General features: G+C 68.5%; 22 protein-coding genes and 1 pseudogene. 20 read left to right on the forward strand and 3 right to left on the reverse strand.

All coding sequences use genetic code 11. The features are described from left to right. Nucleotides 1-482 (reverse strand): hypothetical protein (locus Q0Z66_RS05185; RefSeq protein WP_298038541.1); only part of this gene is annotated, 482 nt, incomplete at its 3' end. Between the two features lie 6 nt (nt 483-488). On the opposite strand from Q0Z66_RS05185, the gene Q0Z66_RS05190 reads away from it, so the two are divergent. The 9 genes from Q0Z66_RS05190 to xerD are packed head-to-tail and all read left to right on the forward strand — an operon-like array spanning nt 489 to nt 9,059. Further along, a complete protein-coding gene (locus tag Q0Z66_RS05190) occupies nt 489-1,178 on the forward strand; it encodes a hypothetical protein (protein WP_298038544.1) in 690 nt (229 codons plus the stop codon). After that, nucleotides 1,179-2,222 carry an HAD-IIA family hydrolase gene (locus Q0Z66_RS05195; RefSeq protein ID WP_298038546.1) on the forward strand — a complete coding sequence of 348 codons (1,044 nt, stop codon included), beginning with the start codon at nt 1,179-1,181 and terminating at the stop codon, nt 2,220-2,222. A gap of 46 nt (nt 2,223-2,268) precedes the next feature. After that, on the forward strand, nt 2,269-2,442 hold the full coding sequence (locus tag Q0Z66_RS05200; protein WP_298038548.1) for a hypothetical protein: 174 nt from the start codon (nt 2,269-2,271) through the stop codon (nt 2,440-2,442). Next, nucleotides 2,439-3,236 (forward strand): TlyA family RNA methyltransferase, encoded by a 798-nt coding sequence (locus Q0Z66_RS05205; RefSeq protein ID WP_298038551.1) that lies wholly within the window; start codon nt 2,439-2,441, stop codon nt 3,234-3,236. The genes Q0Z66_RS05200 and Q0Z66_RS05205 overlap by 4 nt, the downstream gene beginning before the upstream one ends. Continuing rightward, nucleotides 3,233-4,156 carry an NAD kinase gene (locus Q0Z66_RS05210; RefSeq protein ID WP_298038554.1) on the forward strand — a complete coding sequence of 308 codons (924 nt, stop codon included), beginning with the start codon at nt 3,233-3,235 and terminating at the stop codon, nt 4,154-4,156. Before Q0Z66_RS05205 ends, Q0Z66_RS05210 begins: the two co-directional genes overlap by 4 nt. Then, a complete protein-coding gene (recN, locus tag Q0Z66_RS05215) occupies nt 4,153-5,847 on the forward strand; it encodes a DNA repair protein RecN (RefSeq protein ID WP_298038556.1) in 1,695 nt (564 codons plus the stop codon). Before Q0Z66_RS05210 ends, recN begins: the two co-directional genes overlap by 4 nt. Before the next feature lie 14 nt (nt 5,848-5,861). Beyond that, on the forward strand, nt 5,862-7,559 hold the full coding sequence (locus tag Q0Z66_RS05220; RefSeq protein WP_298038558.1) for a CTP synthase: 1,698 nt from the start codon (nt 5,862-5,864) through the stop codon (nt 7,557-7,559). Further along, complete coding sequence (locus Q0Z66_RS05225; protein WP_298038559.1) at nt 7,552-8,154, forward strand: NUDIX hydrolase; 603 nt, start codon at nt 7,552-7,554, stop codon at nt 8,152-8,154. The genes Q0Z66_RS05220 and Q0Z66_RS05225 overlap by 8 nt, the downstream gene beginning before the upstream one ends. A gap of 2 nt (nt 8,155-8,156) precedes the next feature. Then, a complete protein-coding gene (gene xerD / locus Q0Z66_RS05230; RefSeq protein WP_298038562.1) occupies nt 8,157-9,059 on the forward strand; it encodes a site-specific tyrosine recombinase XerD in 903 nt (300 codons plus the stop codon). 250 nt (nt 9,060-9,309) lie between these two features. Here xerD and Q0Z66_RS05235 read toward each other — a convergent pair whose 3' ends face one another. Beyond that, the gene (locus Q0Z66_RS05235) at nt 9,310-10,305 is read right to left on the reverse strand and encodes a hypothetical protein (RefSeq protein WP_298038563.1); all 996 of its coding nucleotides are present in this window, start codon (nt 10,303-10,305) and stop codon (nt 9,310-9,312) included. 215 nt (nt 10,306-10,520) lie between these two features. Here Q0Z66_RS05235 and Q0Z66_RS05240 point away from each other — a divergent pair, with 215 nt between their 5' ends. The 10 genes from Q0Z66_RS05240 (at nt 10,521) to Q0Z66_RS05285 (ending at nt 21,572) form a co-directional block, all read left to right on the forward strand. Beyond that, entirely contained in the window at nt 10,521-11,354 is an 834-nt protein-coding gene (locus Q0Z66_RS05240; protein ID WP_298038665.1) for a ParA family protein, read from the forward strand. Then, a complete protein-coding gene (locus Q0Z66_RS05245) occupies nt 11,338-12,204 on the forward strand; it encodes a ScpA family protein (RefSeq protein ID WP_298038567.1) in 867 nt (288 codons plus the stop codon). Before Q0Z66_RS05240 ends, Q0Z66_RS05245 begins: the two co-directional genes overlap by 17 nt. Beyond that, on the forward strand, nt 12,194-12,784 hold the full coding sequence (scpB, locus tag Q0Z66_RS05250; protein WP_298038568.1) for an SMC-Scp complex subunit ScpB: 591 nt from the start codon (nt 12,194-12,196) through the stop codon (nt 12,782-12,784). Before Q0Z66_RS05245 ends, scpB begins: the two co-directional genes overlap by 11 nt. Nucleotides 12,785-12,786: 2 nt before the next feature. After that, complete coding sequence (locus Q0Z66_RS05255; protein ID WP_298038570.1) at nt 12,787-13,593, forward strand: pseudouridine synthase; 807 nt, start codon at nt 12,787-12,789, stop codon at nt 13,591-13,593. Then, on the forward strand, nt 13,590-14,714 hold the full coding sequence (locus Q0Z66_RS05260) for a prephenate dehydrogenase (RefSeq protein WP_298038573.1): 1,125 nt from the start codon (nt 13,590-13,592) through the stop codon (nt 14,712-14,714). The genes Q0Z66_RS05255 and Q0Z66_RS05260 overlap by 4 nt, the downstream gene beginning before the upstream one ends. After that, nucleotides 14,707-15,384 (forward strand): (d)CMP kinase, encoded by a 678-nt coding sequence (cmk, locus tag Q0Z66_RS05265; RefSeq protein ID WP_298038575.1) that lies wholly within the window; start codon nt 14,707-14,709, stop codon nt 15,382-15,384. Before Q0Z66_RS05260 ends, cmk begins: the two co-directional genes overlap by 8 nt. Further along, a complete protein-coding gene (gene der, locus Q0Z66_RS05270) occupies nt 15,374-16,897 on the forward strand; it encodes a ribosome biogenesis GTPase Der (protein ID WP_298038577.1) in 1,524 nt (507 codons plus the stop codon). The genes cmk and der overlap by 11 nt, the downstream gene beginning before the upstream one ends. Nucleotides 16,898-17,002: 105 nt before the next feature. Then, nucleotides 17,003-18,082 carry a Glu/Leu/Phe/Val dehydrogenase family protein gene (locus Q0Z66_RS05275; protein ID WP_298038580.1) on the forward strand — a complete coding sequence of 360 codons (1,080 nt, stop codon included), beginning with the start codon at nt 17,003-17,005 and terminating at the stop codon, nt 18,080-18,082. Nucleotides 18,083-18,138: 56 nt separating this feature from the next. After that, entirely contained in the window at nt 18,139-19,878 is a 1,740-nt protein-coding gene (locus Q0Z66_RS05280; RefSeq protein ID WP_298038582.1) for an ABC transporter ATP-binding protein, read from the forward strand. Beyond that, entirely contained in the window at nt 19,875-21,572 is a 1,698-nt protein-coding gene (locus Q0Z66_RS05285) for an ABC transporter ATP-binding protein (RefSeq protein ID WP_298038585.1), read from the forward strand. The genes Q0Z66_RS05280 and Q0Z66_RS05285 overlap by 4 nt, the downstream gene beginning before the upstream one ends. A gap of 6 nt (nt 21,573-21,578) precedes the next feature. Here the strand turns inward: Q0Z66_RS05285 and Q0Z66_RS05290 are convergent, their stop codons facing one another. Next, on the reverse strand, nt 21,579-22,136 hold the full coding sequence (locus tag Q0Z66_RS05290) for a nucleoside phosphorylase (protein ID WP_298038587.1): 558 nt from the start codon (nt 22,134-22,136) through the stop codon (nt 21,579-21,581). A 46-nt stretch (nt 22,137-22,182) separates the two neighbouring features. Between Q0Z66_RS05290 and Q0Z66_RS05295 the strand changes: the two are divergent. After that, nucleotides 22,183-22,674 (forward strand): annotated as a pseudogene (locus Q0Z66_RS05295) (NUDIX hydrolase); the annotation flags it as partial. Between the last annotated feature and the right edge of the window lie 8 nt (nt 22,675-22,682).

Below are 22,682 nucleotides of genomic sequence, written 5' to 3' on the forward strand. Positions count from 1 at the left end.
ACCGTCGTGAGGGTGGTTTCCAGCGTCGTGATGGCGGTGCTCCGCGTCGTGATGGTGACCGTCGTGAAGGTGGGCATGAGCGCCGTGACTCTGGCGCTCCCCGTCGCGAGGGCGGCTTCCAGCGTCGTGATGGCGACCGCCGGGAAGGCGGGTACCAGAACCGCGAGGGTGGGTACCAGCGTGCTGATGGCGGTGCTCCGCGTCGTGATGGTGACCGTCGTGAGGGTGGGTACCAGAAGCGTGAAGGCGGGTTTGACCGCGACCGTTCCGACCGGGCACCGCGCCGTGATCGCGATGCCGGCCGCGGTTTCCCGCAGCGCGGCGGCGTCGGCCGGGAACGACCGATGCACCACGCATCCGATCGTCCCCGTAACGATGATCCGATCGTTCCCGATGACGTCACCGGCCGTGACCTTTTCGGCCCCGCTCGCAACGAGCTCAAGACTCTGAGTAAGGAGAATGCCGAGGAAGTCGCGCGTCATCTGGCTATGGCATCGCGTCTGATCGAGGAGGACCCCGAACTTGCGCATAAGCATGCTCTGGCCGCATCTCGTCGGGCCGGTCGTATCGCGATCGTCCGCGAGACGCTCGGGATCACGGCATACGCGACGGGAGACTTTGCGCTGGCTCTTCGCGAGCTGCGCACGTTCCGCCGCATCTCCGGCAAGGACGACCAGATCGCTCTGATGGTCGACAGCGAGCGTGGCGTCGGCCGTCCGGACCGTGCTCTGGAAGCGGGCCGTTCCGTCGACCGGGCTGCGTTGCCGTCGGCTGTTCGCGTCGCATTGGCGATCGCGATGTCCGGTGCACGCCTTGATCAGGGAGAGGTGGAGCTGGCACTCGGCGAGCTGCAGATCCCCGAACTCGACCCGAACCGCGCCTTCGAGTGGAGTCCTGCGCTCTTCAGCGCCCAGGCCGCCGTCCTCGAGGATCTCGGCCGGACGGATGAAGCGGCCTACTGGCAGGAGCGCGCAGAAGTTGCCGCCGATGCCCTCGGCCTCTCGGACGACGACGAAGACGAGATCGTCGTCGAAGACATGTTCATCGACATGCCCGATGATGAGGATGAGGTTCCCGCAGTGGATGCGGAGAGCTCCTCGGCGTCGGATGACTCCGTCGATGAGGATGAAAGCACGGATGCCGTCGAATCGGCAGAGGAAGAGTCGAAGGAGTCCTGAGTGGGTCTGTTCTCGAGGTCGTCGAAGTCCGCTGACCGAACACCGCTTGCCGGTGTCGACGTGGTCCTGGCGGACCTCGACGGTGTCGTCTACGCCGGTCCGGGAGCGCTCCCGCACGCGGTTGAGAGCCTGAACCGTGTCGCTGAATCCCGCAAGGTCGGTTACATCACGAACAACGCGGCGCGCACGGATGCCTCTGTTGCGCAGCACCTCACCGAACTCGGGCTGAGCGTCCGCGCGGATGAGGTCGTGACGAGCCCGCAAGCCGCTATGCGTCTGCTCTCGACTATTGTTCCGGCACCGGCCAACCTCCTCATCGTCGGGGGAGAGGGACTGGTCGTCGAAGCGGAGAAGGCCGGCTACACCGTCACTCGCAGCGCGGAGGACGGACCGGATGCCGTCGTTCAGGGCTTCGCCCCGGACGTCGCCTGGACAGACCTCGCCGAGGCTGCTTTCGCGCTGAAAGGCCCCGAAGATGAGGGCGGCATTCCCTGGATCGCGACGAACAGCGACTGGACGATTCCGCGCGAGCGTGGTGTCGCTCCGGGCAACGGCACGCTCGTGTCGGCCGTGCATACTGCGGTCGGCCGTCTCGCGACCGTCGCCGGCAAGCCCGAGGTGCCGATCTTCGAAGAGGCGCTCGCCCGGTTCGGCGCCAGCCAGCCGCTGTTCATCGGAGACCGTCTCGACACCGACATCATGGGGGCTTCGCGAGCCGGAATGTCGTCCGTGCTGGTTCTGACCGGTATCGATCGTCCCAAGCACGTTCTTGCAGCCCCCGAGGGGTCGCGACCCACCTATATCGTGAGCGATCTGCGTGAACTGCATGAGCCGTACCCGCAGATCCATCGTGCGGACGGAGCCGTCACCGTCAACGGCGCCACCGTGCGCGTCGTCGGCGCCGAGGTCCAGATCCTGGCTGAGGGTTCCGCGCAGATCGACCTTCTGCGGGCAGGTGCTGCCGCCGTATGGGAATCGGGAACACCGATCTTCGTCATGAACGTTCCGGAGAAGCTCTACGCGGATCCGTTCCACCGCCCCTGAGTGCGCCTCACAGCGCGTGTCTGTGGTGGCCTCTAAAGTGGAAGACGTGAGCGACCCAACGGCAACCGATCCCACTGACGCGCTGTGGAGCCGTCTGCGGCTCATCGAGAGCCAGCCGATCGCCCAGCGTGCAGACGCGTATGCCACGGTTCACGACGAGCTGTTCCGTCGGCTGGAGAGCGCACCGGGCATGAGCCGTTCGACGGCGGGTGCGCAGTGACGCGCCTGGATGCGGCCCTGGCCGCACGGGGCCTGGCTCGCTCCCGCTCTCATGCGGCGACGCTGATCTCCGCCGGGCTCGTGAGCGTGGACGGCCGCCAGATCATCAAGGCGTCCACCGCGGTGCGGGACGACTCGTCGCTGACGGTTGCCGAGAGCGACCATTATGTGAGCCGCGGCGCCCATAAGCTCAACGCGGCTCTCGACGCCTTCGAGGTTCCGGTCAGCGGGCGTCTCGCCCTCGACATGGGGGCTTCCACCGGAGGTTTCACGCAGGTGCTGCTCGAACGCGGTGCACGCCGGGTGCTCGCGGTCGACGTCGGTCACGACCAGCTCGCACCGCGCGTCGCCGCTGATCCCGCCGTGGTCAACGTCGAGGGCTTCAACGTCCGCAACATGACACCGGAGAGCCTCGTCGACGCCACCGGCGAAGAGCAGGCGCCCGATCTGATCGTCGGAGACCTCTCCTTCATCTCGCTGGATCTGATCCTGCCGGCGGCGGTCTCGGTGGCGGCGCCCGGCGCCGATCTGGTGATCCTGGTGAAGCCCCAGTTCGAAGTCGGGCGCACCGCAGTGCGCGGTGGGCTGGTCACCGATCCGGCGACGCGCGCCGATGCGGTTGCGCGCGTGATCTGGAATGCCTGGGATGCGGGGCTCGGGATGCTCGGCATCATTCCCTCGCCGATCCTCGGCACTCACGGCAATGCGGAGTTCGTCGTCCACATGGCGCCCGGACGCGGTGAGAATCCGACAGAATGGAAACACCGCATCGACGAGCTGGCAGGAGGACGATGAGCGAACGCAACATCCTGGTCGTCGCCCATGCGGGGCGCGAAGAAACCGTCTCCGCGGCTCGTCGTGTGATCCAGCTGCTGCGCGCCGCCGGTGCCCGTCCGGTCCTCGCGCCCGATGACTGCGCCGAGCTGGCAGCGGTCGACGGAGCCTTCGCCGATGTCGACCAGCTGGGCGATCGCATCCACGTCGATGATCTCGAGCTCGCGATCGTTCTCGGCGGCGATGGCACGATCCTCCGCGCCGCCGAACTCGTGCGCGGCACGAACAGCGCTCCCGTACTGGGCATCAACATGGGCCACGTCGGGTTCCTCGCCGAGATCGAACGTGATGCTATGGACGAGGCCGTCCACCGCGTCATCGCGCGCGATTACGATGTCGAGGAGCGTCTGGCCCTCGCCGTGCGGGTCAAGGATGCCTCGGGGGCGGTGGTCTTCGAGACCTGGGCGCTGAACGAGGCGACGGTCGAGAAGGCCAGCCGCGAGCGCATGATCGAGGTCGTCGTGGAGATCGACGGACGCCCGCTCTCCAGCTACGGTTGCGATGGCATGGTGATCTCCACGCCGACGGGCTCGACCGCCTACAACTTCTCCGCCGGCGGTCCGGTCATCTGGCCGGGGGTCGAGGCCATCGCCGTCGTTCCGCTCTCTGCGCACGCCCTCTTCGCACGCCCGTTGGTCGTGAGCCCGGATGCGTCGGTCGCGATCGAGATGCTCGATCGCACCGACTGCACCGGAATCCTCTGGTGCGACGGCCGACGTTCGCACGAGCTGCCCCCCGGAGCCCGCGTGGTCGTGCGTCGTTCATCGCGCCCGGTGCGTCTCGCTCGCCTGCACCCGGCGGAGTTCACCGACCGGCTGGTTCGCAAATTCCAGCTGCCCGTCGCCGGGTGGCGAGGCAGCCGCGAGGCGACGCAGGCATGATCGAAGAGATGCGCATGCAGGGCCTCGGCGTGATCGCCGACGCTGTTCTGCCGCTGGGGCCCGGATTCACAGCGATCACGGGCGAGACCGGCGCCGGGAAGACCATGGTCGTGACGGGGCTCGGACTGCTGCTCGGCCAGCGCGCGGACTCGGGTGCCGTGCGCGCCGGATCGGCGCAGGCAACGGCATCCGGTGTCTGGATCGTTCCCTCCGAGGGGACGGTCGCCGATATCGTCTCGGATGCCGGGGGAGCGCTCGAACCCATCGACGACGCCCGTGGCGAGCTCTACGTCTCCCGCACGCTGAACGCCGAGGGGCGCAGCCGTGCCAGCGTCGGCGGACGGGCAGCGCCCGCGGCGGTGCTGTCCTCGCTCGCCGATCAGCTCGTCGTCGTGCACGGGCAGTCCGAGCAGCTGCGGCTGCGGTCTGCCGCCGCTCAGCGCGATGCGCTCGACCGTTTCGGCGGCGCAGCGGCCTCCCGCGCGCTGGAGGCCTACAGCACCGCCTACGCGGCCTGGCGCACCCTCGATGCCGAGATCGCCGAGATCAGCGAGAACCGGGAACGCCGTGCCGAAGAAGCCGAGCGGTTGCGCGAGGCGCTCGCGCTGATCGAGGCCACAGCGCCGGAGGAGGGGGAGGACACGGTCCTGGCCGAGCGCGCGGAGAAGCTGGCGAACGCGGAAGAGCTCCGTCTCGCCGCATCCCTCGCCCGAGGCGCGCTGTCCGACGAGGAGGGCGAGACGGATGTCTCGGCGCTGCTGGGCGAAGCGCGGCGCCACCTCGAGCGCGCGTCCGACAGTGCTCTGATCGACATCTCGGCGCAGATCGCCGACGTCGGCTACCGCGTCTCCGACATCGCTCTGCAGCTCTCCGCGTACCTCGCCGATCTCGATGAGACCGGTCCGCATGAGCTCGCGGCCGTCGAGGAGCGCCGTTCGGCGCTGAACACGCTCATCCGTGCGCACGGCTCCCTCGACGACGCGCTCGCGCTCTGGGAGACGGGGGCCGCCCGACTCGCCGAGCTCGACGACGACTCCGGACGTCTGGAGCGTCTGCAACTCGAACGCGATCAGGCCCGGGCGGTGCTGGAGAGCGCAGCGTCCGCGCTGACCGACGTCCGCGTCGACGCCGCGGGCCGGCTGAGCGCGGCCGTAACCGATGAACTGCATGCCCTGGCGATGCCGGATGCCCGTCTCGAGGTCGAGGTCCGCCAAGGGCCCGAGACCACGCACGGCCGTGACGAGATCGCTATCCTCCTGGCGCCGCATCCGGGTTCCGAGCCGAGACCGGTCGCGAAGACGGCATCCGGGGGAGAACTCTCGAGGGTCATGCTCGCGATCGAGGTCGTGATCGCCGGAACCGACCCCGTGCCGACGTTCGTCTTCGACGAGGTCGATGCGGGCATCGGCGGGGCCGCAGCGATCGAGGTCGGCCGACGACTCGCCCGACTCGCCGAGAAATCGCAGGTCATCGCCGTGACGCACCTGGCACAGGTCGCGGCGTTCGCCTCGAACCACCTGTCCGTCGTGAAATCGCATGACGGGGCTGTCACCGCCTCGAGCGTGCGCCGTCTGGACGGCGATGACAGAGAGGCCGAGATGGCCCGTCTGCTCTCCGGACTCGCCGATTCGGATGCCGCACTCACCCACGCCCGGGAGCTTCTCAGACTTGCTGCTCCCACTCACTGTTAGGATTGAAGCCCGTGATGAACTCTTCTGCAGCGGGACCCAAGAACGACACAACCAAGCACATCTTTGTGACCGGTGGTGTCGTTTCGTCTTTGGGTAAGGGGCTCACCGCAGCCAGTCTCGGAAACCTGCTCACAGCACGCGGACTCCGCGTCGTGATGCAGAAGCTCGACCCGTATCTGAACGTCGACCCGGGCACCATGAACCCGTTCCAGCACGGCGAGGTCTTCGTGACCGACGACGGCGCTGAGACCGACCTCGACATCGGTCACTACGAACGCTTCCTCGACATCAACCTGTCGCAGGCGGCGAACGTCACCACCGGCCAGATCTACTCCCAGGTCATCGCCAAGGAGCGCCGGGGCGAGTACCTCGGCGACACTGTGCAGGTCATTCCGCACATCACCGACGAGATCAAGCGCCGCATGCGTCTGCAGGCCGATGAGACGCCGAAGCCCGATGTCATCATCACCGAGGTCGGCGGCACGGTCGGCGACATCGAATCGCAGCCGTTCCTCGAAGCAGCGCGTCAGCTGCGCCACGAGCTCGGCCGCGACAGCGTGTTCTTCGTGCACGTGTCGCTCGTGCCCTTCATGGGCGCATCGGGCGAGCAGAAGACCAAGCCGACTCAGCACTCGGTAGCGGCCCTCCGCCAGGTCGGCATCCAGCCCGACGCGCTCGTGCTGCGCAGCGACCGCCCGGTGAGCGAGTCCAACCGCAACAAGATCGCGCTCATGTGCGACGTCGACGCCGAGGGCGTCATCAACACGGTCGACCTGCCGAGCATCTACGACATCCCCTCGACGCTGAACGACCAGGGCCTGGACTCCTACATCGTTCGCCGTCTCGGCCTCGACGAGAAGGCCGCGCCCGAGGTCGACTGGACGCGCTGGCAGAAGGTTCTTCAGGCGGTGCACAACCCGAAGCACGAGATCACGATCGGTCTCGTCGGCAAGTACATCGACCTGCCCGACGCCTACCTGTCGGTGACCGAGGCTCTGCGCGCAGGAGGTTTCGCGCACGAGGCGCACGTCACGCTCCGCTGGATCCCCTCCGACTCCTGCGAGACACCCGAGGGCGCCGAGAAGGCGCTCGGTGATCTCGACGGGATCTGCGTGCCCGGCGGCTTCGGCATCCGCGGCATCGAGGGCAAGCTCGGCGCGCTGAAGTTCGCGCGTGAACAGGGGATCCCGACGCTCGGTCTGTGCCTGGGCCTGCAGTGCATGGTCATCGAGTACGGCCGCAATATGGCCGGCATCGCCGGTGCGTCCTCGAGCGAGTTCGACCCCGAGACGACCGAGCCCGTCATCGCGACGATGGCCGAGCAGGTCGACATCCTCGACGGCGGCGACCTGGGCGGCACGATGCGTCTGGGCCTGTATCAGGCAGCCCTCGCCGAAGGGTCGCTGGCCGCCGAGGTCTACGGCGCGACGACGATCTCCGAGCGCCACCGTCATCGCTACGAGGTCAACAACGCCTACCGTCCGCGTCTGGCCGAAGCGGGGCTCGTCTTCTCGGGTCTGAACCCGGAGCTCGACCTCGTCGAGTTCGTCGAGCTGCCGCGCGACGTGCACCCGTACTACATCGCGACCCAGGCGCACCCCGAGCTGCGCTCGCGTCCGACGGACCCGCACCCGTTGTTCCGCGGCCTCATCGGCGCGGCGATCGAGCGCCACCGCTCGAGCGAGCTGTTCGACGTCGAAGAAGATGCCTGAGGCATCGACCTCTGACTCGCAGGGCTCGTCCCGGATCGAACTCCGGGACGAGCCCTATGAGCCCGTCGTCCTCAGCAGCGAGGTCGTCCACTCCGGGTGGGCATGGGACGTTCGATCGGATCGCATCGCCTACGGCGACGGTGAGATCACCCGTGAGTACGTCGCGCACACCGGTGCGGTGGCGGTCCTCGCGCTGGACGACGATGACCGTGTTCTGCTGATCCAGCAGTACCGGCATCCGATCCGCTATCGCGATTGGGAGCTTCCCGCCGGTCTTCTCGACATCGCGGGGGAGGAGCCGTTGCAGGCGGCTCAGCGTGAGCTCGCCGAAGAGGCGGATCTCGTGGCCGAGCACTGGGAGCCCCTCGTCTCGACGTGGACCACTCCCGGCGGCAACAGCGAGATGATCCGCATCTATCTGGCTCGCGGGCTGTCCGCGGCCACGGAGGTCTTCGCCCGCGAAGCGGAGGAGGCCGACATCCGCATCGAGCGGGTACCCCTGACGGAGGCCGTCGAGGGTGTTCTCGCCGGTCGGCTGCGCAACGGCATCCTGAGCCTCGGGGTCCTGGCGGCCGAGCGGAGACTGCGGGGCTGACCATGCGCGTGGAACGCGCGATCGATGCATATCTTCGGCACATCACGATCGAGCGAGGGCTGTCACCGCACACGGTCGGGGCCTATCAGCGCGATCTCACGGTCTACCAGGCCTGGCTGTCGGATGCCGGGATCGATGACACATCGGCGATCACCGGTTCGGCGATCAGCCGCTTCATCGCGGATCGATCGGCGATCGTTCCGGTTCCGGCCGCGACGAGTCTCGCCCGCCTGCAATCGTCGGTCCGGGGGCTTCATCGTTTCCTCGTGCGCGAGGGCGTAGAGGTCGAGGATCCCAGTGGACGCCTGCGCCCGCCGAAGACACCGCAGCGCCTTCCGAAGGCGCTCACGATCGATCAGGTCGAGCTGCTTCTCGGCGCGCCCGCGGCCGATGAGCCTCTCGGGATCCGTGATCGGGCGCTTCTGGAGCTTCTGTACGCGACAGGTGCGCGCGTCTCGGAGGTCACCGGCCTCGACGTCGACGACCTCTCGTACGGGGACGTGCTCCGTCTGCGGGGAAAAGGGTCGAAGGAGCGGATCGTTCCGGTGGGGTCTTTCGCCCGGGACGCCGTCGATGCCTACCTCGCGCGCGTGCGCCCGGCGCTCGCGGCCCGGGGGCGGGCTTCCGCCCGCCTCTTCCTCGGGGCCCGAGGCGCACCGCTGTCGCGACAGAGCGCGTGGTTGATCATCCGGGCGGCGGCCGAGCGCGCGCAGCTCACGGTCGAGGTGTCACCGCACACGCTGCGCCACTCCTTCGCCACGCATCTTCTGCAGGGAGGTGCCGATGTCCGCGTCGTGCAGGAGCTGCTCGGGCATGCGTCCGTCGCGACCACACAGATCTACACGCACGTCTCCGTCGATGCGCTGCGCGACATCTACGCGACCTCGCACCCGCGGGCGCGCTGAACCGTTGAGAACCCCGGAATCACGCCGTTCGGAATCGTTCGGACTTGGTATTCGGTTTCGTTCGGGAGGGGATTCGGGTTCGTTCGGAATGATCCATTCCGCCGAATGCGGCTGCTCCGGATAGGTAGCGTTGGTGACGAGCTGGTGAAGCTGGGGACACCGCCCAGAGGGCTTCGGTGGGGGCATCGAAGTCGTCTGGGCACAGCGCGGCGGGGGCGACAGCTGGGGAGCTGCCCGCCGCCGCGCATCATCAGTCTCGGACGGACCAGATCGTCGGCGTAGGGGGTTGTGGGACCCAGCTTGCCGACGAGATGAGAAGACCGAGTGCAAGGAATCCTGAGAAGAGCTTGTCGGTGAGCGAGGTGAGCAGGTCGGAGACGAACACCGCCAGGGGCAGGGGCGCCCCGATGGCTCGGAGTGCGTCGGTGACACTGTCGGCCTCGTGGCCGGTCATGCCGGAGAAGAGCAGAAGGATGAGCGGAAGGGCGACGAGCGAGCAGACGATCGCCACGATGACGTTGAGGGACAGATAGCGGCGCAGGGATCTGGCCATGCCGAAGCTGCGGGCGCCGTAGCCCCAGACGAGGGCACCGGCGACGTTGACGAGCACGAAGGGGATCGCATCGTGGCTGTTGACGCCGACGGATGCCGCTGTGGAGAAGACGCCGACGATGGCGCCGTACCAGGGACCGAGCGCGATCGCGGCCCAGGCCGTGCCGATCATGTCGAGGTACAGGGGAAGGCTGAGGAAGGTGACGGCGCCGGCGCCGATCACGTTGATCATGATGGCAGCGGTCATGAGGGTCGCGGCCGGAAGCAGCAGCTGACGGAATGAGAGCGCGGGCGCGATGAATGCCGGAGGCGCAGTCGGCTTGGGCTTCGCCGCAGGAGCAGTAACGGGTGCCGTGGGGACGGCAGCCGTCTCGGAAGCTGTGGGCGCCGCTGTCGGAGCGGTGCGCTGGGCATTGGCTGCGCGGGTGCGCCAGAGACGTGTGGTTTCTTCGTCGGCGCCGAGGGCGCGGACGATATCGGCGATGAGGTCGGGGTCGATGCGGGCGCGTCCGATGCGGAACGCATCGTAGACGGTGGTCTTGGCGACGGACGCCTGGTGCGCGGCGGTGCCGTTCTCCTGCCGGTAGGCGCTGATGCGGGAAGCGATCTCGGCGTACGACACAAGGCCGCTGTGCGCGCGGTGCTGCACGAGCGCACGAGCGATGTCGTCGAGCGTCTCTGCCTGCTCGGGCATTGCTGGCTGCATTCCCGTCCTCCGAGGGGGCGGAATCGGGTGATCCGCCGGGATCTCTGAATTCTAGCGAGAGTTTCCCCCGGATCGCCGGAACGGAGACGGTATCGCGCCGGGTGAATAGCTAGAATCGAGCAAGCACAAGGGAAGCGGGAGATTCGGTGGCTCAGAACGTGGCGAAGTCCAAGGGCACAGCGTCAAAGGGTGGCGACGTCGTCATGGGACCCACCGGGCGCCCCTATCAGGGGTTCGCGACGCCTGCGCCGCTCGATTCGCATGGCCCCGCCCGGATCATCGCCCTGTGCAACCAGAAGGGCGGAGTCGGCAAGACGACGACGTCGATCAATCTGGCCGCGTCCCTTGCCGAGTACGGCCGCAAGGTGCTCGCCGTCGACTTCGATCCGCAGGGTGCGCTGTCGGCAGGCCTGGGAATTCCGACCCACGATGTGCCGACGATCTACGATCTTCTCCTCGACACCAAGCGCGATGCGCGAGAGGTGATCGTGAAGTCGGGCGTCCCCGGTCTGGACGTCATGCCGGCGAACATCGATCTGTCGGCCGCCGAGGTGCACCTGGTCAACGAGGTGGCCCGCGAGACGATCCTCGCGCGAGTGCTGCGCCAGGTCTCCGATGAGTACGACGTCATCCTCATCGACTGCCAGCCGTCGTTGGGCCTTCTCACCGTCAACGCGCTCACCGCGAGCCACGGCGTACTCATCCCGCTGGAGTGCGAGTTCTTCGCGCTGCGCGGTGTGGCCCTGCTCATCGAGACGATCGAGAAGGTGCGTGACCGGCTGAACCCCGACATCAAGCTCGACGGTCTGCTGGCCACGATGTACGACGCCCGCACCCTGCACTCCCGCGAGGTGCTCGAGCGCGTGGTCGAGGCCTTCGGCGACGATGTCCTCGAAACGGTCATCGGACGCACCGTGAAGTTCCCCGACGCATCGGTCTCGGGCGTCCCCATCATCGAGTTCGCGCCGGAGCATGCCGCCGCTCAGGCGTATCTGCGGCTGGCCCGGGAGCTGGTCGCCCGTGGTGCCGTCGCCTAGCGAGAGTCCGCTCGCCCCCGCGATCGGCTCCGCGGTCGACGCGGCCGATGCCGTCGATGATGCCGCGACCGATGGCTTCCGCGTGTCGCTGTCGAACTTCGACGGCCCCTTCGATCTGCTGCTCAGTCTGATCTCGAAGCATGAGATGGACATCACCGATGTCTCCCTCAGCGCGGTGACGAACGAGTTCATCGCGTATCTGGGCGCGCTCGACACCGACGAGGAGCTGGATCAGGCATCCGAGTTCCTCGTCGTCGCCGCGACCCTGCTCGATATGAAGGTGGCGGGTCTCCTGCCGCAGGGGGAGCTCGTCGACGCCGAGGCCGTCGCGATGCTCGAGGCTCGGGATCTGCTGTTCGCCCGGCTCCTGCAGTACCGGGCGTTCAAGGAGGTGTCGAGCTGGTTCTCGCGCTGCCTCCGGAGAGAAGAGGGACGGCACACTCGCGCCGTCCGCCTGGACGAGCGTCATCGTCAGCAGACGCCGGAGCTGGTCTGGGCGCTCAACGTCGACGACTTCTCGGCGCTGGCACTGCTCGCGTTCGCGCCGAAGGAGATCCCGAGCGTGGGCCTGGATCATCTGCACGCGCCGCTGGTCAGCATCCGGGAGCAAGCAGCCATCGTCGTCGCGCTGCTGCGGGGCGTCGAGTCTCTGTCCTTCCGGGAGCTCGTCGCAGGGACGACGGAGCCCGGCATCGTCGTGGCCCGGTTCATCTCGGTGCTCGAGCTGTACCGCCACGCGGCGATCTCCTTCGAGCAGCTCGAGCCGCTCGGAGAGCTGACGCTGCGGTGGATCGCCGATACGTGGTCCGACGAGACCCTCGCCACGCTGGGAGCCGATTATGACCGATGACATGACGGATGCCGCGACCTCTCCGGCCCCGCTGGCAGAGCGGCTCGAGGCGATCCTGCTGATCCTCGACGAGCCACTGGGACTCGTCGCGCTCGCCGCCGCGGTCGCCGCTCCCGTACCGGCGGTGCGGCAGGCGATCCAATCGCTGGTCGATGACTACGACGGGCGCGGCGCGGGGCCCCGGCGCGGATTCGAGTTGCGCGAGGTCGGTGGCGGCTGGCGACTGTACGTGCGCGAGGATCATGACGATCTCGTGGCCGAGTTCGTCGGCGGGCAGGCGCCCGCGCGCCTGTCGCAGGCGGCTCTGGAGACCCTCGCGGTCATCGCCTACAAGCAGCCGGTCACTCGAAGCCAGGTCGCATCCATCCGCGCGGTAAACGTCGACTCCGTCGTGCGCACGCTCGTCGCACGTGGTCTCATCACCGAACTGTTCGCCGACTCCGAGACCGGCGCCATCAACTACGGCACGACCGACGCGCTGTTGCAGAACCTCGGCATCAACTCGCTCGACGAGCTGCCACCGATCTCGCCGTTGCTCGACGACGGCGCAGACGGATTCGAAGAAGGAAGCATCCGATGAACATGACCATCGAACCATTCGGCGAGGCGCCCACGGGCGTCCGCCTCCAGAAGGTCCTCGCCGCAGCTGGCGTCGCCTCGCGCCGCGTGGTGGAGCAGTACATCGTCGAGGGGCGCATCCGCGTCAACGGCGAGACCGTGACCGAGCTCGGCCGGCGCATCGACCCGGAGGTCGATCTGGTCGATGTCGACGGCACCGCGATCCAGCTCGACGTCTCCAAGCGCTACGTCATGCTCAACAAGCCCACGGGTGTCGTGAGCACGATGAAGGACGAGAACGGCCGGCCGGATCTGCGCCGGTTCACGCAGGACTACGAGGAGCGCCTGTACAACGTCGGGCGCCTGGATGCCGAGACGAGCGGCCTGCTGATCCTCACGAACGATGGCGAGCTCGCCCACGTGCTCGCGCACCCGTCCTTCGGCGTGACGAAGGTCTACATCGCCAAGGTCGAGGGGATCGTGACGCCGCAGGTGATCCAGAAGCTCGTGACCGGCTTCGATCTCGAGGACGGATTCATCAAGGCCGATAAGGCACGACTGCTGGACAGCTCGAAGCAGGGCAGGAGCTCGAGCCTGGTGGAGCTCACCCTCCACTCGGGGCGCAACCGGATCGTGCGTCGCATGATGGCCGCGGTGGGGCATCCGGTCGTCGAACTCGTGCGGCGCCAGTTCGGCCCGCTCCACCTGGGAACTCTCCCGGCGGGGAAGAGCCGGGAACTGAGTAAAATCGAACGTGGTGCGCTTCTGACTCTCGCGCGCCACGATGCCCCCGCGGACGCCACGCCGGGAGACGCCCAGGAGAACGTGTGATCGACAGCGCCAGAACGAATGGCAACGGCAATGCGCCGCGCCTTTCGGGGACCGTGCGCATCGTCGGCGCGGGCCTCCTCGGAGCGAGTATCGGACACGCGCTGCGCGCGAAGGGCGTCGATGTCGTCCTCGCCGACACCTCGCCCGCGCAACTGCGCCTGGCGATCGACTACGGTGCCGGCCGTGCCGCGCGCGAGGACGATGCGCCTCGGCTGATCGTCGTCTCTGTTCCACCGGACGTCACCGCCGATGTGATCGAGGCGGAGCTCGCCCGCTTCCCGAACGCCGTCGTCACGGATGTCGCGAGCGTCAAGCTCGAGCCATTCCGCGCTCTGGTCGGTCGCGGCGTGGACCTCACCCGTTACATCGGCTCGCACCCGCTCGCGGGGCGCGAGCGGGGCGGGGCGATCTCTGCCCGCGCCGATCTGTTCATCGGGCGCCCCTGGGTGGTGTGCCGCGATGAGGAGACCCGCGCCGAGGACCTCGCGCTCGTCGAGGACCTCGCACTCGATGTCGGTGCCATGCCTCTGGAGATGACGCCCGAGGAGCACGACCGATCGGTCGCGATCACCTCGCATGTGCCGCAGGTCGTCGCGAGCCTTCTCGCCGGACGCCTCGCCGCCGCCGATGAGGAATCCCTGCGCCTGACGGGGCAGGGCGTGCGCGACACGACCCGCATCGCGGCATCCGCCCCCGAGCTGTGGGTGCAGATCCTCGGCGCCAATGCGCACCCCGTCGTCGAGATCCTCGACGCGCTCGCCGAAGACCTCAAGGTCGTCTCGGATGCGCTGCGCGAACCGGATGCTCCGGGCGCTCGCCGCGTCGTCGCCGAGGCCATCCGTCAGGGCAACGACGGGGTGGAGCGTCTGCCGGGCAAGCACGGGCAGAACCGTCGTTTCGAACAGCTCGTCGTCATGGTCGACGACACTCCGGGACAACTGGGTCGCCTGTTCGGCGAGCTCGGCGAGCTCGGGGTCAACGTCGAGGACCTGCGCCTGGAGCATTCGCCGGGCGCCCAGTTCGGACTCGCCGAGATCAGCGTGGCCCCGGCCGCACTCATCGGCGCCGTTGACGGACTGCAGAAGCGCGGATGGCAGATTGCAGGTATGACCAATGAGTGATTTCATCGCGATCGACGGTCCGGCGGGATCCGGCAAGTCGAGCGTCTCGAAGGCGATCGCGCGTCAGCGCGGTTACGGACTCCTCGACACCGGCGCCGCCTACCGGGCGTTGGCGTGGCATGTGCTCGAGCGCGGCGACGACACCGATGACGTCGAGGCCGTCCTGGCCGCGGCATCCGACTTCGACCTGCGCCTCGGGCTCGAGGTCGATGACCGGACGGTCGCCGTCGGCGGCACCGACATCACCGCAGCCATTCGCGAACCGCGCGTCTCAGCAGCGGTCAGCGGTGTCGCCCGTGTGCCCGCGATCCGCGAGCAGGTCAACATCTTCTTCCGCTCCCTCGTCGCCGCCGCGCCCTACCCGGCCGTCGTCGTCGAGGGGCGCGACATCACGACGGTGGTCGCTCCGGACGCTCCGGTGCGCATCCTCCTCACCGCCGCACCCGATGTGCGTGCGGCCCGCCGCGCCGGCGAACTCGCCGGTGAGAACGCGGCCGCTGTCGCCGAGGCGCTGCACAAGCGCGACGCCTCCGACAGCGCGGTCGTCGACTTCCTCAACGCCGCAGAAGGCGTCGAGGTGGTCGATTCGTCCGACCTCGATTTCCCCCAGACCATCGAAGCCGTGCTCACGGTGATCGACCGAAAGCAAGGAGCGGGCAATGGCCGCTGAAGAAGAATACGAGGGTGGTCCCGACCATCTCGCCGAGAAGATGGACGCGCTCGACGAGCAGCTCGCGGAACAGCGGGCAGCGGGGATGCGCGCCGGTCTCGCCGACTATGACCTCGATGAGGACGATGCCGCGCTGCTGGCGGGGCTGACCGAGGGAGAGGGCGGGATCGAGTTCCTCCCCGCTCTTCCCGTCGTCGCGATCGTCGGTCGTCCGAACGTCGGCAAGTCCGCGCTCGTGAACCGCATCCTCGGCCGCCGCGAGGCCGTCGTGGAGGACACGCCCGGAGTCACGCGCGACCGCGTGACCTACAAGGCAGAGTGGAACGACCGCCGATTCTCGCTCGTCGACACCGGCGGATGGGAGCCGGATGCCAAGGGCATCGACCGCTCCGTCGCCGTACAGGCCGAGGTCGCGATCGACCTCGCCGACGTCGTCCTGTTCGTCGTCGACGCGATGGTCGGCGCCACGTCGACCGATGAGCACGTCGTGAAGCTTCTGCGCAAGAGCGGCAAGCCCGTCTTCCTCGTCGCCAACAAGGTCGACGACGCCCGCCAGGAATCCGAGGCCGCGGGTCTCTGGGCGCTCGGCCTCGGCCAGCCCCACCCGACGTCTGCCGTGCACGGCCGCGGCGTCGCCGACCTCCTCGACGCCGTGCTCGAGAAGCTGCCGGCCATCTCCGCCGTGGCGAAGTACGAGGTCGGCGGCCCGCGCCGCGTTGCGATCCTCGGCCGTCCGAACGTCGGCAAGTCGTCGCTGCTGAACAAGGCCGCGGGCGAGGAGCGCGTGGTCGTCAACGATCTCGCCGGAACCACCCGCGATCCGGTGGATGAGGTCGTCGAGATCGGCGGCAAGCTGTGGCGCCTGGTCGACACGGCCGGCATCCGTCGTCGCGTGCACCTGCAGCAGGGCGCGGACTTCTACGCGTCGCTGCGCACGTCCGCCGCGCTCGAGAAGGCCGAGGTCGCCGTCGTCGTCCTCGATGTCTCGCAGCCCATCAGCGAGCAGGACATCCGCATCATCGACCTGGTGATCGAGTCGGGCCGCGCTCTCGTCCTGGCGTTCAACAAGTGGGATCGCCTCAACGATCTCGACATGGAGAACCAGGATCGTCGCCGTTACCTGGAGCGCGAGATCGAGCAGGACCTCGCGCACGTGGCGTGGGCTCCGCGCGTGAACATCTCCGCGAAGACCGGTCGCCACTTCGACAAGCTCGTCCCCGCACTGGAGACGGCTCTGGAGAGCTGGGACCGCCGTATCCCCACGGGCAAGTTCAACGCCTTCCTCACGGAGCTCGTGGCCGAGAACCCGCACCCGGTGCGCGGCGGCAAGCAGCCCCGCATCCTGTTCGGAACCCAGGCGGCCACGCGTCCGCCGACGTTCGTGCTGTTCACGACGGGCTTCCTGGATCCCGGATACCGCCGATTCATCCAGCGTCGCCTGCGCGAGCTGTACTCGTTCGAGGGAACCCCGATCGTCGTCAACATGCGTGTGCGGGAGAAGCGCCAGCGCTGACCCTCCCTTGCCGAAAGGCGCACCGAGTGGTGCAATGAAGGCGGATGCCGCGACAACGCGGTATCCGCCTTCTTGCGCCCACAAGGCCTGTCGAAAGAGGATGCGATGTCGCACACCCTGCCCCTGCCCGAGTTCGCCCATGAGCGCGTGGAGGTGGTCACCGGTCGGCGCAGCGGCCTCTTCCTCGCTGTGGCGCTGCATTCGTCGGTTCTCGGCTCGGCGCTCGGCGGTGCGCGGCTTTGGACGTATCCGCACTGGAGCGACGCGCTGGGGGATGCGCTGCGGCTGTCGGCGGCGATGACGCTGAAGAATGCGGCCGCGGGCCTGGACGCCGGGGGTGGCAAGTCCGTCATCGGTCTGCCGGAGGGCACGGTTCTCGATGCGGAGCGCCGACGTGCGGCGTTCCTCGACCTCGGCGATGCCGTGGAGATGTTCGGCGGCGCATATCGGACCGCCGAGGACGTCGGCTCGACCATGGACGATATGGCTGTGGTCGCCGAGCGCACCGACCATGTGGTGGGGCTGCCGGATGTTGCGGGCGGTTCGGGAGAGCCGGCCGGGCCCACGAGCCTGGGCGTCTACGAGTCCTTGCGCGCTGTCCTCGAACGCGCGACTGGTAGCGCTGATGTCGCGGGACGAGCCGTGACGATCTCAGGCCTCGGGCAGGTCGGCGGTCGCCTGGCGACGCGTCTGGCTGCCGAGGGCGCGCGCCTGGCCGTGACCGACGTGAACCCGGCGCGGCGCGCCCTGGCGGACGATCTCGGTGCCGTGTGGGTGGAGCCCGGTACGGAGCACGCGCTCGTGAGCGACGTCTTCGTGCCGGCCGGAATCGGCGGGATCCTGACGGACGAGGTCATCGACGCACTCGACACCCGAGCGGTGTGCGGCCCGGCGAACAACCCTCTGGCGGATCACAGCGGCGCCCAGCGCCTCGCCGATCGCGGCATCCTGTATGCCCCCGACTTCGTCGTCAACGCCGGGGGAGTGATCTATCTCGACCTCGAGGCCAAGCAGTTGGGCGAGCGCGACGAGATCATGAAGCGGGTCGCGGGCATCGGTGACACCGTGCGCAGAATCCTGCGCGACGCCGAGGAGCGCGGCGTGACCCCGTTGGCGGCGGCGGAGGAACTGGCCGCCGGACGGCTGAGCGCGGGCGCGAACCACGCGGAGGCCCTCGCGCGCTGACCGCCCGCGGACACGTCTCACCGAGGCGGGGCATAGCGAACCCGGCTACGATCGGTGTGGTCGATGTCACGGGCAAGGGCGAATCGTCAATCGACGCCGTGCTCGGCAATCCTGCAGGCACGGTCGCGCCTGCCGTGCAGGAGGGACGAGCGCAGATGACCGCCGAACAGCACCCGCTCATCGCAGCATCCGTTCCTCGCCGGGCGACCGCCTTCTCCGTCGTGCTGACCTGGTTGCAGGCCGGGGCGCTCTCGGTCGTTTTCCTGTGCGTGGGAGCGGCCATCGATGCGATGCCCGCCGGGCGCAGCACCGTCGCATCGATCTGCGGGATCGTCGCGGGAGTCGTGGTCGCCGCGGTCATCAGCGGGCTCGCGACCATGACGACGGCGCGTGTGCAGGATCGTGCGGAGCGGATGCTGCGCCAGGGCATCATGGGTGCCGTCTTCGATAGGGGAGTGCGTGTTGCTCCTGCGTCCGGATCGCTTCTGGCGCTGGCGACGGGATCCGTGGAGCGCACGGCCCGTTACCGGGCAGCGTTCCTCGGCCCGACGCTGGGCGCGTTCACGACTCCGGTTCTCGTGCTCGCGATCATCGCGGTCCTGCTGGATCCGGTGATCGCCGGGGTCCTGCTCGTCATCGTCCTCCTCGTCCCGGTGCTGATCGGCGCAGCGCAACGGCTGTCGAAGGCTTCCGGCGCGGAGAACCGCCGGCAGCGCGGACGCCTGGCCGCGCAGTTCCTGCAGGACATCCAGGGGCTCGGCGCCCTCGTCGCCGCGGGAGCAGCAGGACGCGCCGAACGCGCGCTCTCGGAGCAGGGCGAGCGGCATCGCCGCGGTCTCATGCGGGTGCTCGCGGCGAACCAGATCCTCATCCTCGTGATGGACGCGGCCGTATCGCTCGGCATCGTGCTCGTCGCGGTGCTCATGTCGATCGCCCGCGTCGGCGACGGACGGCTGAGCGTCGGACAGGGGCTCGCTGTGGTGCTGTGCACCCTGCTGGTGATCCGGCCCGTCGACATGGTCGGCCAGTTCTTCTACATCGGCATCGGCGGACGCGCCTCGCAGCGCGCGATCAGTGCGCATCTGCTGCGGGGCCAGCGTGCATCGAGCGCGGACTCTTCCTCTTCCGCGAATGCCTCGGATGCCGCGACCCTGCGTCTGCGCGATGTCACCGCCGGATGGACCGCCGAACGACCCGTCGTCCAGGATCTCTCCTTCGAGGTCGAGCCCGGGGAGCGCGTCGCCCTCGTCGGCCCGAGCGGTGTCGGGAAGTCGACGGTATCGGCGCTGATCCAGGCACACCTGGTTCCGGCATCCGGGTCGGTTTCCGTCGCCGGAAACGACACCCGGGAGGCCTCGCCCGTCGAGGTGCGCCGCGCTTTGGCGGTCGTCGAGCAGCGCACGCACCTCTTCCACGGGAGCATCGCCGACAATCTGCGTCTCGCGGATGGGGCAGCCACCGAGCAGGACATGTGGGACGCGCTTGACTTCGCGGGCCTCGCGAACGAGGTGCGCGCGATGCCCCAGGGGCTGCGAACCTTCGTCGGCGAACACGGGCTGTCACTGTCGGGCGGACAGAGTCAGCGTCTCGCGATCGCGCGGGCGCACCTGCGCAATGCGCCGATCCTGCTGCTCGATGAGGCCACCTCGCAGGTCGATCTCGCGGGCGAGGCCGTATTCCTCGCCAAACTCGATGAGCTCGCCGCAGGGCGCACCGTGCTGATGATCGCGCACCGGCCCGCAGCGGTGCTGTCGGCGGACCGCATCATCGATCTGACCCCGGGAGGAGAACGATGACCCCGCGACGCGCACTGATCGGGTGGCTGATCGGACAGACGAAGCCGCTGCTGTGGCCGCTGGGCATCGCGACGATCGCGCGCATCATCGGTGATCTGCTGAACGTCGCGATCCTCGTTCTCGCCGTCGCCGGTCTCGTGCAGGCGATGACGGGGGAGCCCCTCTCGCTCTGGCCGCTCGCGCTCACCCTGATCATCCTCAGCCTCGTGAAGGCCGGGCTGTGCTACCTCGAGCAGTACGCCGGGCACTGGGTCGCCTTCGCCGCGCTGCAGAGGCTGCGCGAGCTGCTGTTCCGCCGGCTCATCCCGCAGGCGCCGGCCGCGACGACCGGAAAGGCCTCGGCCGAGCTCACCGCCCGCGCCACGGAGGACATCGACCGCATCGAAGTGTTCTTCGCCCACACGATCCCGCCCGTCATCGCCGCGGTCACCGTGCCCGCGATCGCGCTGGCGGCCTTCGCTGTTCTGGTCGATCCGGCAACGGCGCTGGCGGTCGCGATTCCGCTGGCCATCGCCCTGCTGCTGCCGTTCGTCGGAGGTGGGGCCGCGGGCGCAGCATCCCGCGCCGAACTCGCCGCACGTGCCGACGTCGCCGTTCACGTCGCCGATGACGTGCAGGGAATCCGCGAGGTGCTCGCCTTCGAGGCCCGCGACATCCGCGACGGCGACCGCCATGAACGAGAGAGCCTCGTCACGCGTGCGCGCATGCGCATCGCGCGCGCACGTGCGGTGCGTGAGATCATCGAGCGGATGCTGTGGGGCGCAGCCGTCGTCTTCGTGCTGCTTGTCGCGGGCGATGCCACGACCGCTGTGCTCGCCATCGCCGTGCTCGTCGGTCTGTGGCTCGGCGGAGCGGGAACCGACGATTTCGCCAGCGGACTCGATGCGGCACTCGCCGCCTGCGCCCGTGTGCGCCGGGTCGTTGATGCTCCGCCCGCCGTCTCCGATGACGGCAGCGGTGAGCTCGCCGGCACCGGGCCGGTTCGCGTCGCCTTCGATGCGGTGTCGTTCGCGTACCCGGGAACCGGCTCACCGGCACTGGAGGACATCGACGTCACGGTCGGAGCGGGTGGATGGCACCGGCTCGTCGGTGTCTCCGGCAGCGGCAAGTCGACCGTCGCGGGCCTTCTGCTGCGCGCGCACGACGTCGATGCCGGGAGAATCCTGCTCGATGGGGTGCCGGTGTCCGCACCATCTCTGGCGGGGCTGCGGCGTGCCGTCGCGGTCGTCGATCAGCGGCCCGTGCTGTTCCCCGGAACCGTCGCCGATAACCTGCGGCTCGGGCGCCCGGATGCATCGGACGCCGAACTGCTCGACGCGCTCGAGACCGTGCTGCTCGGAGAGGGCCGTTTGCCCGACGGTCTCCGGACCCGGGTGGGAGAGCGCGGATCCACGCTGTCGGGAGGACAGATGCAGCGCATCGCCCTCGCCCGTGCACTCGTCGCCCGGCCGCGTCTTCTCGTGCTCGACGAGTCGCTCAGCCAGCTCGACGAGGCGACCGCGCAGACGGTGTGCGAGCGGCTCGGGGGCATGGTGGAGCGGCCGACCATCATCGAGATCACCCACCGGGTCGACCTGCTGGATGATGCCGCGACCGTCACCGTGATCGATCGAGGGCGCATCGTCGAGACCGGAACGGCCGGAGAGCTGCGCGCGGCCGGCGGGGCATTCGCCCAGCTGACCGCGCGGAGTTGAGCGGGATCAGACGCCGTATTCGGCGCGCACGCGGTCGCGCAGCTGGTGGCTGCAGGCGGTGACCGCTTCGTCCCACGTGGTGTTCGCGCCATCCTGCGCGTTGTCGGAGATCGCCTTCCAGATGCGGATCGGCACGCCGAACTGTGCGGCGACCCAGGCGTAGGCGTAGGACTCCATGTCGACGAGCTGCCCACCGAGTTCGCGGATCGCGATGACCGCGTCGGCGTCGTCGATGAAGCTGTCGCCCGTGGCGATCGTCGATCCGCCCTCAGCCAGCGCGATGCTCTGCGGCATCGACACGTGCTGGCCGTGCACGCCGTTCTCGTCGATGACGTCGTGCTGGAAGGTGGAACCGATCTCGTGCACGCCGGGCTGAACCGAGGGGTCGAGGGCCCCTGCGGTGCCGACGACGAGGATCTCGTCGTATTCGGCGGAATCGAGGGCACGCGTCAGGCCGAATGTGGCCTTGAGCTTGCCGGGGCCGGTCACCAGACGGTCGAACCCGTCGAGCGGGCCGTCGAAGGCGATGAGTTCGGAATCGAGGGCGGCGACGAGTAGCTTCACGTCATCATTCTCCCATCTGAGCGGGATGCTGTGAAAAGCTGAACGGGTGACGATCATTCCTCCCGCCGCTGATGAACCGCGTCGACCCGATGGTCCGCGTGATCCGGGGGATGCGTGGGTCGTCGCCGAGACGGGCGAGAAGTACTGGGGGCGCTTCGGAGCGGCCGGGCTCCTCGCCGTCGATGCCGAGCGCGGTGTGCTGCTGCAGCTGCGGGTCGGTTGGAGCCACTTCGGCGGCACGTGGGGTCTGCCGGGCGGTGCACTGCACCAGGATGAGGCGCCGATCGATGGGGCGCTGCGCGAAGCGACGGAGGAGGCGGGTATTCCCGAGGGCGCGGTCGCACCGCGGTTCACGAGCGTTCTGGATCTGGAGATCTGGTCGTACACGACGGTCGTCGCCGATGTCGTGACGCCGTTCGAGCCCGTCATCAGCGACCCGGAGAGCGTCGCGCTGGAATGGGTGCCGATCGACGAGGTTGCCGAGCGGTCGTTGCATCCGGGATTCGCGAACGCCTGGCCGGCGTTGCGCGCGCGACTCTGACGCGT

The sequence above is a fragment of the uncultured Microbacterium sp. genome, assembly GCF_947632095.1.
Lineage (GTDB): Bacteria > Actinomycetota > Actinomycetes > Actinomycetales > Microbacteriaceae > Microbacterium.

Coding starts and splice junctions, on each gene's coding strand:
- Q0Z66_RS05190 (WP_298038544.1), top strand. CDS start 489: ATGGCATCGCGTCTGATCGAGGAGGACCCCGAACTTGCGCATAAGCAT.
- Q0Z66_RS05210 (WP_298038554.1), top strand. CDS start 3,233: ATGAGCGAACGCAACATCCTGGTCGTCGCCCATGCGGGGCGCGAAGAA.
- recN (WP_298038556.1), top strand. CDS start 4,153: ATGATCGAAGAGATGCGCATGCAGGGCCTCGGCGTGATCGCCGACGCT.
- Q0Z66_RS05220 (WP_298038558.1), top strand. CDS start 5,862: ATGAACTCTTCTGCAGCGGGACCCAAGAACGACACAACCAAGCACATC.
- Q0Z66_RS05225 (WP_298038559.1), top strand. CDS start 7,552: ATGCCTGAGGCATCGACCTCTGACTCGCAGGGCTCGTCCCGGATCGAA.
- xerD (WP_298038562.1), top strand. CDS start 8,157: ATGCGCGTGGAACGCGCGATCGATGCATATCTTCGGCACATCACGATC.
- Q0Z66_RS05235 (WP_298038563.1), bottom strand. CDS start 10,305: ATGCCCGAGCAGGCAGAGACGCTCGACGACATCGCTCGTGCGCTCGTG.
- Q0Z66_RS05240 (WP_298038665.1), top strand. CDS start 10,521: ATGGGACCCACCGGGCGCCCCTATCAGGGGTTCGCGACGCCTGCGCCG.
- scpB (WP_298038568.1), top strand. CDS start 12,194: ATGACCGATGACATGACGGATGCCGCGACCTCTCCGGCCCCGCTGGCA.
- Q0Z66_RS05255 (WP_298038570.1), top strand. CDS start 12,787: ATGACCATCGAACCATTCGGCGAGGCGCCCACGGGCGTCCGCCTCCAG.
- cmk (WP_298038575.1), top strand. CDS start 14,707: ATGAGTGATTTCATCGCGATCGACGGTCCGGCGGGATCCGGCAAGTCG.
- der (WP_298038577.1), top strand. CDS start 15,374: ATGGCCGCTGAAGAAGAATACGAGGGTGGTCCCGACCATCTCGCCGAG.
- Q0Z66_RS05275 (WP_298038580.1), top strand. CDS start 17,003: ATGTCGCACACCCTGCCCCTGCCCGAGTTCGCCCATGAGCGCGTGGAG.
- Q0Z66_RS05285 (WP_298038585.1), top strand. CDS start 19,875: ATGACCCCGCGACGCGCACTGATCGGGTGGCTGATCGGACAGACGAAG.